At 73.5% G+C, this 9,859-nt stretch carries 10 protein-coding genes; 6 read left to right on the forward strand and 4 right to left on the reverse strand.

Annotation, left to right across the window (positions count from 1 at the left end):
* Positions 1 to 133 precede the first annotated feature (133 nt).
* Positions 134 to 805, reverse strand: a complete 672-nt coding sequence (locus tag ACWEQL_RS38080) for a potassium channel family protein (RefSeq protein WP_452155450.1) — start codon at positions 803 to 805, stop codon at positions 134 to 136.
* Complete coding sequence (locus ACWEQL_RS38085) at positions 805 to 1,473, reverse strand: potassium channel family protein (RefSeq protein WP_452155452.1); 669 nt, start codon at positions 1,471 to 1,473, stop codon at positions 805 to 807. The genes ACWEQL_RS38080 and ACWEQL_RS38085 overlap by 1 nt, the downstream gene beginning before the upstream one ends.
* Positions 1,474 to 1,708: 235 nt before the next feature.
* On the opposite strand from ACWEQL_RS38085, the gene ACWEQL_RS38090 reads away from it, so the two are divergent.
* Positions 1,709 to 3,787 (forward strand): APC family permease, encoded by a 2,079-nt coding sequence (locus tag ACWEQL_RS38090; RefSeq protein WP_452155454.1) that lies wholly within the window; start codon positions 1,709 to 1,711, stop codon positions 3,785 to 3,787.
* A 458-nt stretch (positions 3,788 to 4,245) separates the two neighbouring features.
* Positions 4,246 to 5,541, forward strand: coding sequence for a class I SAM-dependent RNA methyltransferase (locus ACWEQL_RS38095; RefSeq protein ID WP_452155468.1), 1,296 nt, complete (start codon positions 4,246 to 4,248; stop codon positions 5,539 to 5,541).
* A gap of 82 nt (positions 5,542 to 5,623) precedes the next feature.
* Here ACWEQL_RS38095 and ACWEQL_RS38100 read toward each other — a convergent pair whose 3' ends face one another.
* Complete coding sequence (locus ACWEQL_RS38100; RefSeq protein ID WP_452155456.1) at positions 5,624 to 5,818, reverse strand: hypothetical protein; 195 nt, start codon at positions 5,816 to 5,818, stop codon at positions 5,624 to 5,626.
* Between the two features lie 166 nt (positions 5,819 to 5,984).
* On the opposite strand from ACWEQL_RS38100, the gene ACWEQL_RS38105 reads away from it, so the two are divergent.
* Both ACWEQL_RS38105 and ACWEQL_RS38110 read left to right on the forward strand, forming a co-directional pair.
* Positions 5,985 to 6,239 (forward strand): toxin-antitoxin system HicB family antitoxin, encoded by a 255-nt coding sequence (locus ACWEQL_RS38105; protein WP_452155458.1) that lies wholly within the window; start codon positions 5,985 to 5,987, stop codon positions 6,237 to 6,239.
* On the forward strand, positions 6,236 to 6,658 hold the full coding sequence (locus ACWEQL_RS38110) for a fic family toxin-antitoxin system, toxin component (protein WP_452155460.1): 423 nt from the start codon (positions 6,236 to 6,238) through the stop codon (positions 6,656 to 6,658). Before ACWEQL_RS38105 ends, ACWEQL_RS38110 begins: the two co-directional genes overlap by 4 nt.
* A gap of 84 nt (positions 6,659 to 6,742) precedes the next feature.
* On the opposite strand, the gene ACWEQL_RS38115 is transcribed toward ACWEQL_RS38110, so the two are convergent.
* Positions 6,743 to 7,717 (reverse strand): GNAT family N-acetyltransferase, encoded by a 975-nt coding sequence (locus ACWEQL_RS38115; protein ID WP_452155462.1) that lies wholly within the window; start codon positions 7,715 to 7,717, stop codon positions 6,743 to 6,745.
* 230 nt (positions 7,718 to 7,947) lie between these two features.
* Here ACWEQL_RS38115 and ACWEQL_RS38120 point away from each other — a divergent pair, with 230 nt between their 5' ends.
* A complete protein-coding gene (locus tag ACWEQL_RS38120) occupies positions 7,948 to 8,946 on the forward strand; it encodes an ATP-grasp domain-containing protein (RefSeq protein ID WP_452155464.1) in 999 nt (332 codons plus the stop codon).
* A partial coding sequence (locus tag ACWEQL_RS38125; RefSeq protein ID WP_452155466.1) for an ATP-grasp domain-containing protein occupies positions 8,943 to 9,859 on the forward strand: 917 nt, incomplete at its 3' end. The genes ACWEQL_RS38120 and ACWEQL_RS38125, both read left to right, overlap by 4 nt.

Consider the following 9,859-nt stretch of genomic DNA (forward strand, 5'->3'; position numbering starts at 1 on the left):
GCCCGCGCCGCGGCCGATGCGAACAGCGGCACGCCGAAGCCTGCGGGGATGCCACCACACAGCACGAGTTCGGAGACGGACAGCGTACTCGTAGCGAGTACGCCCCCTCCCGTCGTGCTGTGCGGGGGTGGCCCTACTGGGCGCCGGAGGTCGCGGAGAGCAGGTTCTCCAGCTCCTCCTCGCGTTCCTGGGCGGCCACGAAGAGCAGCTCGTCGCCGCCCTCCAGGGTGTCGTCCTTGCGCGGCACCAGCACCCGGCCCTCGCGGATGATGGTCACCAGCGCCGTGTCGGGCGGCCACGGGACGTCGCCGACCCGGGTGCCGACCAGCTCGGTGTCGGAGGCCAGGGTCAGCTCGACCAGGTTGGCGTTGCCCTGGCTGAAGCGCATCAGCCGGACCAGGTCGCCGACGCTGACCGCCTCCTCGACCAGGGCGGACATCAGACGCGGGGTGGAGACGGCCACGTCCACGCCCCAGGACTCGTTGAAGAGCCACTCGTTCTTAGGGTTGTTCACCCGGGCGACCACCCGCGGCACGCCGTACTCGGTCTTGGCCAGCAGCGACACGACCAGGTTGACCTTGTCGTCACCGGTCGCGGCGATCACCACGTGGCAGCGCTGCAGCGCCGCCTCGTCCAGCGAGGTGATCTCGCACGCGTCGGCCAGCAGCCACTCGGCCATGGGGACCCGCTCCACCGAGATGGAGTTCGGGTTCTTGTCGATGAGCAGGACCTCGTGCCCGTTCTCCAGGAGCTCGCCCGCGATCGAGCGGCCCACGGCACCGGCCCCGGCAATGGCGACCCGCATCAGTGACCCTCCTCCTTCGGCCCCTGCGCGAACGCGGCCTCGACCGCCGTCAGGTCGGCCCGGCGCAGCATCACGTGCACCAGGTCACCCTCCTGCACCACCATCTGCGGCGTGGGCAGCACGCCCTCGCCGAGCCGGGTGACGAACGCCACCCGCGCGCCGGAGACCTCCTCCAGCGCGCTCAGCCGGTGCCCGACCCAGTCGGGGTCGTACGCGACCTCGGCCAGCTGGACGGTGCCGCTCGGGTCCTGCCACAGCGGCTCGGCGCCGCTCGGCAGCAGCCGGCGCAGCATCTGGTCGGCCGTCCAGCGGACGGTGGCGACGGTGGGGATGCCCAGGCGCTGGTAGACCTCGGCCCGGCGCGGGTCGTAGATGCGGGCGGCGACGTTCTCCACACCGAAGTTCTCCCGGGCGACCCGGGCGGCGATGATGTTGGAGTTGTCACCGCTGGAGACGGCGGCGAACGCGCCGGCCTCCTCGATGCCCGCCTCGCGCAGGGTGTCCTGGTCGAAACCGACGCCGGTGACCCGGCGGCCGTTGAACCCGGCGCCGAGCCGGCGGAAGGCGGTGGGGTCCTGGTCGACGACGGCCACCGAGTGGCCCTGTTTCTCCAGCGCCCGGGCGAGGGCCGAGCCCACGCGGCCGCAGCCCATGATGACGATGTGCACCGGCGCTACCTCACCCGTCCCGTTGGGTTCTTGACCTGCGCAAACACCGCTCATCTTCCTTCCCCGCCCCGCTGCTCGGGGCGAGCGTTCTCGTAAGGATCCGTGTGACAACGTGAGTGTTGCCCGCCGGCTCGTATCCGACACGCTAGCCGGTCCGCCGAACACAGTCGCGACGAAGGGGGGGACATGAGGCGGCCCGTCCGGTGAAGAGCCCCTACGATTCCTTAACGTGCCTATGCCGACTGACCTTCCGAAACGCATCCTGATCGGGCGTGCGCTGCGCAGCGACAAACTCGGGGAGACGCTGCTCCCCAAGCGCATCGCGCTGCCCGTCTTCGCCTCGGACGCGCTGTCCTCGGTGGCCTACGCGCCCGAGGAGATCCTGCTCGTCCTGTCCCTGGCGGGTGCCTCGGCCCTGCACTTCTCCTGGCAGATCGGCGTCGTCGTCGCGGTCGTGATGCTCGCGGTCGTCGCCTCGTACCGGCAGAACGTGCACGCGTACCCCAGCGGCGGCGGCGACTACGAGGTCGCCACCGTCAACCACGGCCCCAACTCCGGCCTGGTGGTCGCCAGCGCGCTGATGGTCGACTACATCCTCACCGTGGCGGTCTCCACCACCTCGGGCGTGGCCAACGTGGTCTCCGCGGTGCCCTCGCTGCGCGGCCACGAGCTGACCCTGTCGGTGATCGTGGTCATCCTGCTGATGGGCATGAACCTGCGCGGGGTGCGCGAGTCCGGCACGGCCTTCGCCGTCCCGACGTACGCCTTCATGGTGGGCGTGCTCGGCATGGTGGTGTACGGCGTGGTCCGGCACTTCGGGTTCGGGCAGGAGATGCCCGCCGAGAGCTCCGGGTTCCAGCTGGTGGCCACCCCGGGCAACGAGTCGCTGGCCGGCTTCGCGATGGTGTTCCTGCTGCTCAAGGCGTTCTCCTCGGGCTGTGCGGCGCTCACCGGCGTCGAGGCGATCTCCAACGGCGTGCCGGCCTTCCGGAAGCCGAAGAGCAAGAACGCGGCCACCACGCTGCTGCTGATGGCCTCCATCGCCGTGGTGATGTTCATGGGCATCATCTGGCTGGCCCGCCTCACCGGCGTCCAGATGGCCGAGGAGCCGCACGAGCAGCTGGGCGGTGCCCCCGCGGACTACCACCAGAAGACCGCGCTGGCGCAGATCAGTGAGGCCGTGTTCTCCAACTTCACGCCCGGCTTCTACTTCGTCGCCGCCGTCACCGGCCTGATCCTGGTGCTGGCCGCGAACACCGCCTTCAACGGGTTCCCAGTGCTCGGCTCGATCCTCGCCCAGGACCGCTACCTGCCGCGTCAGCTGCACACCCGCGGCGACCGGCTGGCCTTCTCCAACGGCATCATCCTGCTGGCGCTGGCCGCGATCCTGTTCATCATCGCCTTCGACGCGGACCCGACCCGGCTGATCCAGCTGTACATCGTCGGCGTCTTCGTGTCGTTCAACATGAGCCAGTCCGGCATGATCCGGCACTGGACCCGCGAGCTGCGCACCGAGACCGACCCGGCCCGCCGCCGGCACATGCAGCGCAGCCGGGCGATCAACACCTTCGGCCTGGTGATGACCATGGCCGTGCTGATCGTGGTGCTCGCCACCAAGATCAGCCACGCCTGGATCGCGATCGCCGCGATGGTCGTGCTGTTCGTGATGATGAAGGCCATCCGCCGGCACTACGACCGGGTCTCGGCCGAGCTGGTCGCCGCCGAGGAGCCGGACGACGTGGTGCTGCCGACCCGGGTGCACGCCATCGTGCTGGTCTCCAAGCTGCACAAGCCGGCGCTGCGGGCCCTCGCCTACGCCCGGCTGGCCCGCGCCCACACGCTGGAGGCGGTCACCGTCAACGTCGACCCCTCGGACACCGCGGCGCTGCGCCGGGAGTGGGACGAGCGGGGCATCGAGGTGCCGCTGAAGGTGCTGGACTCGCCGTTCCGCGAGATCACCGGCCCGGTCCTGGACTACGTGAAGAACCTGCGCCGCAGCAGCCCGCGCGACGTCGTCTCGGTCTACATCCCCGAGTACGTGGTCGGTCACTGGTACGAGCACCTGCTGCACAACCAGAGCGCGCTGCGGCTCAAGGGCCGGCTGCTGTTCAAGCCCGGGGTGATGGTGACCTCGGTGCCGTGGCAGCTGGAGTCCTCCGAGCGTCGCAAGCCGCAGAAGGCCTGGTCGGCGCCGGGTTCCGTCCGTCGTGGCGAGCCCCGGGCCCCGAAGGCCGTACAGTCGAATGTCCCCGGTACGCCCGACGGCACGGGCGACGCCGCCACCGGCCGCAGCAGCAAGGATTCCTCCCAGTGACCCGCAACACCCCGCCCCGCTCGAACGGTTCGTCCGGTTCGAAGGGCTCCTCGTCCGGCAAGGGCGGCGCGTCCGGCAAGGGCGCGCGCAAGGGCGGAGCCGCCCGCACCGGCCAGGTCGCCCGGCCGCGCTGGGGCAAGCCCGTACGGCCCGCCGCCACCGACCGTGACGGTTACACGGCGCAGACCGCGCCGCTCGCCCCGGTCGAACAGCCCGCGCGCCCGGAGCGTACCCAGCCGGAGCGTACGGAACGCGCCGAGCGCGCGGAGCGTCCCGCCGAGCGCGGGGAGCGCCGGGAGCGCACCGACCGGGGCGAGCGCGCCGGGCGTACGGAGCGTGCCGAGCGCCCGAAGGCCGCCGGCACGCGGAAGCAGACCGTCCGGCCTCCCAAGGCGCTGCGCGAGGCCACCCGCGCCCCGCGCGCCGAGTTCGCGCCCAAGGGCCCCGGCGGCGACCCGCTGGTCGGCGAGCGCTACGAGGTCGAGGTCGGCCCGGTCGCGCACGGTGGCGGTCACTGCGTGGCCCGCCACGAGGGCCGGGTGCTGTTCGTCCGGCACGCGCTGCCCGGCGAGAAGGTGATCGCCCGGGTCACCGAGGGCACCACCAAGTCGCGCTTCCTGCGCGCCGACGCGGTGGAGATCCTGGAGCCCGCCAAGGACCGGATCGCCCCGCCCTGCCCGTTCGCGGGCCCGGGCAGGTGCGGCGGCTGCGACTGGCAGCACGTCACCCCCGGCGGTCAGCGCAAGCTCAAGGTGCAGGTGCTCACCGAGCAGCTCGCCAAGCTGGCTGGCCTGACCCCGGCCGAGGCCGGCTGGGACGGCAGCGTGGAGCCGGTCGGCGGCAAGCTGCCCGCCGGCCAGGTGCCCGCCTGGCGCACCCGGGTGCAGTACGCGGTCGACCCGGCCAGCGGCAAGGTCGGCCTGCGCAAGCACCGCTCGCACGAGATCCAGCCCGTCGACCGCTGCCTGATCGCCGCCGAGGGCGTCACCGAGCTCGGCATCGAGGCCCGCGACTGGCCGGGCATGGTCACGGTCGAGGCGATCGCCGCGACCGGCTCCTCCGACCGCCAGCTGGTGCTCACCCCGGCCCCGGGCGCCCAGCTGCCGCTGGTCGAGCTGGACCGTCCGGTGTCGATCACCCGGATCGACGAGCACGACAACGTCCACCGGGTGCACGGGCGCGACTTCGTGCGCGAGCGCGCGGCCGGCCGGACCTGGCGGGTCAGCAACGGCGGCTTCTGGCAGATCCACCCCGAGGCCCCCGACACCCTGGTCGACGCGGTGCTGGACGGCCTGGACCCGCAGTGGGGCGAGAACGCGCTCGACCTGTACTGCGGCGTCGGGCTGTTCGCCGGCGCGCTGGCCGACCGGGTCGGCGAGGACGGCGCGGTGCTGGGCATCGAGTCCGCCAAGCAGGCGGTCGCCGACGCGCGGCACAACCTGGCCGCCCTGGAGAACGTCCGGATCGAGTGCGACCGGGTGGAGAGCCTGCTGCCGCGCACCGGCATCACCTCCACCGACCTGATCGTCCTGGACCCGCCGCGCTCGGGCGCCGGCCGGGAGACCGTCGCCCACCTGGCGGGCCTGTCCGCCCGCCGGATCGCGTACGTGGCCTGCGACCCGGCGGCGCTCGCCCGGGACCTCGCGTTCTTCCGCGAGGGCGGCTACCGGCCGGTCTCGCTGCGGGCCTTCGACCTGTTCCCGATGACCCACCACTTCGAGTGCGTGGCGATCCTGGAGCCGATCGAGGGCTGAGCGGCCCCCGACGTGCCTGTGGGCGGTGACCGGAGGACTCCGGTCACCGCCCACAGGCGTTCCGCGCTCGTGCGCGGGCCGCTCAGTCCTCGCCGTGTTCCTCTTCGGCGCTGTGCGGCAGGTTGATGCCGTGCTGTGCGGCGAGCCGCAGCAGTCCGCCGATCCGGCCCTCGTAGGCCTGGACGCCGTCGGCGTCCCCGGCCGCCCGCGCGGCGGCGAGCTCCTTGCGGGCCTGTTCGAGCTGCTCGCGCAGCTCCTGGTCGAAAATGGCTGTCATTGCCGGCCTCCAGACCGGTCGGAGCGCTCCAGGGAGATTCAGATTCCACGAAGGTGAAGAACTCTTCAAGTCTCGCTCCCCGTGGCGTTGCGCGGCGCACGCGGGGGGCGTATGAGCGCTTTCACGCGCCCTTGTTGTGCTAGCACTCCAGCGCTAGCTTGGCTGTATGGGTAAGAAACAGCTGAACGTCCGGGTGGACGCCACCACCGCGGAGATGGCCCGGGAACGGGCGGAGCAGCAGGGGATCAGCATGAACCAGTACATCGAGCGCCTGGTCCAACAGGACATGGGCGAGGCCGGCCGGGCGTTCGTGGACGCCGCCGCGCAGTTCATGAAGGAGTACGAGACGGCCTTCCTGGCCGAGTTCGGCGAGCACGCCGGCGTCGACGGCGGGGCCGGCCTCCAGGACGTGCGCCGTTGAACCTGGAGGTCGACCTCTCGTGGCTGCTCATGACCGCCGAGCAGTACACCCCCGGTGACCCGCAGGTCATCGACTACGGATCCCTGCTCGCGGCGGTCGCCCGCCACCAGGCGGAGATCTTCGACATCGCGGTCTACCCCGAACCGCAGGACCGGGCCGCCGCCCTGATGCACCAGCTGATCCGGGTGCCGGCCCTGGAGAAGACCAACGAACTGTTCGCGACCGCCGTCGCCTACGCCTACCTGGTGGCCAGCGGCTGCACCATCGCGACCACCGCCCGCGAGGTGCGCAGCCTCGCCCGGGCCATCCGCGAGGGGCGGCTCGGGGTCTCCGGGGTCGCCGAACGGCTGGCCGGCTGGGTGGTGGACGAGGCCGAGGGCGAGGAGGTCAGCGGCGAGGACGACGAGGACTCGGACTGAGGGCGCGTGCCCGCCCGGCCGCGCCGGGCGGGCGGGAGGCCGGGCCATCGGTGCGGGTGGGTCGGCCCGTCGGGCCCGGGCCGGTCAGTCCGTCGGGGCGGGCCCGGCGATCAGCGCCGTCGCCACCGGGCGGAAGCCCAGCCGCCGGTAGATCCGGGCCACGTCCTCGTCGGCCGCGGACAGGAAGACCGTCCGGACACCGTTCGCCCGCGCGTGCGCGACCAGGGCCGCGGTGACCGCGAGCCCCAGCCCCTGGCGTCGGGCGGAGGGGAGGGTGCCCACCCCGGCCACCTCGGTGACCGGGCCGACCGGGTTGTGCTGGCCCGCGCACAGCGCCGTGCCGTGCTCGGGCAGGTCGCCGGCCCGCTCCCGCAGCGCCGCGGCGAGGACGGTGTGACCGGCGGTGATGCGCTGCCCGAGCCGCTCGACGTCGCCGCCCGCGAGCGCGGCCCGCGCGGCCAGGTCCAGCTCGACCGCGCCGGCCGTACCGAGCCCCGTGCCCGGTTCGGCGAACGCCAGGTGCGCCACGGTCGCGGCGCTCGCCAGCCCGGGATCGCCCGCGCCCAGCACCCGGACCGCAACCCCCGAGGGCAGCGCGCCCGCCGGCTCCACCGGCTCGTCCCCGGGGCCGAGCACCAGCAGCGGGTGCTCGTGCACCACCAGACCGGCCGCCTCCACGGCCGCCCGCAGCCCGGGATCGTGCTCGGCCACCCACTCGAACGCCTCCGGCACACCCAGCTCGCGCTGCCGGGCCAGCACCCGGCGGACGTCCCCGGCGGTCGCCGCGGGCCCGGTGCGGCCGAGCGTCGGGCGGGCGTAGTACGGCCAGCCCCGGTCCTCCCGGACGAACAGGGTGAGCGGACCGAAGTCCTCGGCCCGGGCGGCGGTGCGCGGGACGGCGTCGTAGTAGCGCTCGATCTCCTTCAGCTCCGCCGGCTGCTCCAGCTCCGCCGGCGGGGAGGCGGCGCCGCGGTCGGACGCGGCGGCGGACTCGGTGTCGGACGCGGCGGCGGACTTGGTCTCGGGGACGGCATCGGGGACGGCATCGGCAGAGGTCATGGCGGGAATCCAAGCAGGAGCCGCCGCGTTCCCGCCGGGAATTCGAGCACCCGCGCGGCGGGGCGGCCCGGGGCTCGGGCATTTCCGGCCTTGTTGCCGAATGCTTACAGGCCGGGCGATCTTGTGTGGACACCCCGTGGCATCCTGGGGCGTCTAAAGCTCTGCCGGTGAAGCTCTGCCGGACGGGAACACCGGACGTCCACTGGGCGAAGCGAGGGGGAGACAGACGCATGAGGCTCTGCTTTCTGGTGGAGGAGCACTACCGGCACGACGGCATGCCGCTCGACGTGGTGCGCCAGCTCACCGCGTGGGGGCACCGGGTGGACGTGCTGCGGCCCGGCGACTCGCTGATCGCGATCTCCGAGGCCGTCCGGGCCGGCAGCCACGACGCCTGGGTGCTCAAGACCGTCTCCGGAGGCCCCGGCCTCACCCTGCTGGAGGCCGCCGCCGCGGTCGGCCTCACCACCGTCAACGACGCCCGCGCGATCCGCGGCGTACGGGACAAGGCACTCGCCTCGGTCATCGCCCGCACCCGGGGACTGCCCGTCCCCGTCACGTACGCGGCCGCCCGGTGGGAGCGCCTCGCCGAGATCCCCGAGGCCGAGTACCCGCTGGTGGTCAAGCCCGCCGACGGCAGCTCGGGGCGTGCCGTGCGGCTCGTGCCGACCCCGGACCACCTCGCCGAGCTCGGACCCGAGCTGGCGGGGGAGGGCCTGCTGATCGCCCAGCCGTACGTCCCCAACTCCGGCACCGACCTCAAGGTCTACTGCGTCGGCGGCGAGCTCTTCGCCACCGAGCGGTGCTCGCCGCTGCACCCCGGGCAGGAGGTCCGCGAGCGGCACGTCCCGCTCGGCGGCGAGGTCGCCCGGATCGCGGCCCAGGTCGGCGAGGTCTTCGGGCTCGACCTGTACGGCGTGGACGTGCTGCTCGGGCCGGACGGGCCGGTGGTGGTGGACATCAACGACTTCCCGAGCTTCCGTCAGGTGCCGGACGCGGTGGCCCGGGTCTCCCGGGCGGTGCTCCAGCTGGCCGCGGGGGCGGGCATCGGGGCGGCCGCCGGCATGGGGGCGGCGGGGCTCACCGCTGCGTCGGCGCTGGCCGGGCCGGTGGGGCTGGCCGAGCCGGTGGGCCTCACTGCGGCGTCCGGGCTCACCGCGGTGTCCGGGCTGGCGGTGGCGGCCGGTGGCGGCGGGCTGGGCGGCGGCGGTGTGCTCGGCGGAGCGATATGAGGATCTGTCTGCTCGGCCGGGACCCGGAACACCCGCTGCTCGCCGCCACCGCGGCGCTGCTGACCCCGCGCCACGAGGTGACGCACCTCGACCCCGAGGCCGCCGCACTCCCGACCGCGGACCGGCTCGCCGACGTCTACCTGCTCAAGGCCCGCTCCCCGCGCGCCCTCGCGCTCGCCCGCGGCCTGGAGGCCGCCGGCGCACCGGTGATCAACTCCGCGGCGGCCACCGAGCTCTGCCAGGACCGCACCGCGATGGCCGAACTCGCCCGGGGGGCCGGCCTGCCGTTCGCCGCCACCCGCACCGCCGACCGGCTCGCCGAGCTGGCCGACCCCCGCTTCCCCCTGGTGGTCAAGAGCCGGCACAGCCGCCGTCACGACCTGGTCGCCCGCGTCGACGACGATGCCGGCCTGCGCGCCCTCGCCGCGCGCTGGCCGGACGAACCCGTGGTGACCCAGCCCTACCTGCCCAGCACCGGCTGGGACCAGAAGCTCTGGGTGATCGACGGGCAGGTCTTCGCCGCCCGCCGCCGCTCCGAGCTGTCCCCCGCCGCCGAGGACCCGGGCACCCCCCTCGGCGCCCGCGACCTGCCCGCCGACCGCCTCGACCTGGCGCTTCGGGTGGGCGAGGTGTTCGGCCTGGAGGTGTACGGGGTCGACCTGCTGGACGGTACCGGCGCGCCGGTGATCGTGGACGTGAACGCCTTCCCCGGTGTCCGTGGCCAGGCGGGCGCGCCGCGGGCCCTGGCCGAGCTGGCGCTGCGGGTGGGGCGGCACGGTCGGGACCGCCGGACGGACCGGCGGACGGCGGAAGCTGACGCGTGGCCACGGAAGTCGGTTGGCACAGCCACCGGACAGGCCTACCCTCGGCCTCGTGATCCAGGAGGGAACGACGGTTTGCGGAGCTACCGGGT

The organism is Kitasatospora sp. NPDC004240, assembly GCF_053603215.1.

Excerpts from the sequence above, each read along its gene's own strand:
- ACWEQL_RS38080 (WP_452155450.1), bottom strand. The coding sequence starts at position 805 with ATGCGGGTCGCCATTGCCGGGGCCGGTGCCGTGGGCCGCTCGATCGCG.
- ACWEQL_RS38105 (WP_452155458.1), top strand. The coding sequence starts at position 5,985 with ATGGGTAAGAAACAGCTGAACGTCCGGGTGGACGCCACCACCGCGGAG.
- ACWEQL_RS38120 (WP_452155464.1), top strand. The coding sequence starts at position 7,948 with ATGAGGCTCTGCTTTCTGGTGGAGGAGCACTACCGGCACGACGGCATG.
- ACWEQL_RS38100 (WP_452155456.1), bottom strand. The coding sequence starts at position 5,818 with ATGACAGCCATTTTCGACCAGGAGCTGCGCGAGCAGCTCGAACAGGCC.
- ACWEQL_RS38115 (WP_452155462.1), bottom strand. The coding sequence starts at position 7,717 with ATGACCTCTGCCGATGCCGTCCCCGATGCCGTCCCCGAGACCAAGTCC.
- ACWEQL_RS38090 (WP_452155454.1), top strand. The coding sequence starts at position 1,709 with ATGCCGACTGACCTTCCGAAACGCATCCTGATCGGGCGTGCGCTGCGC.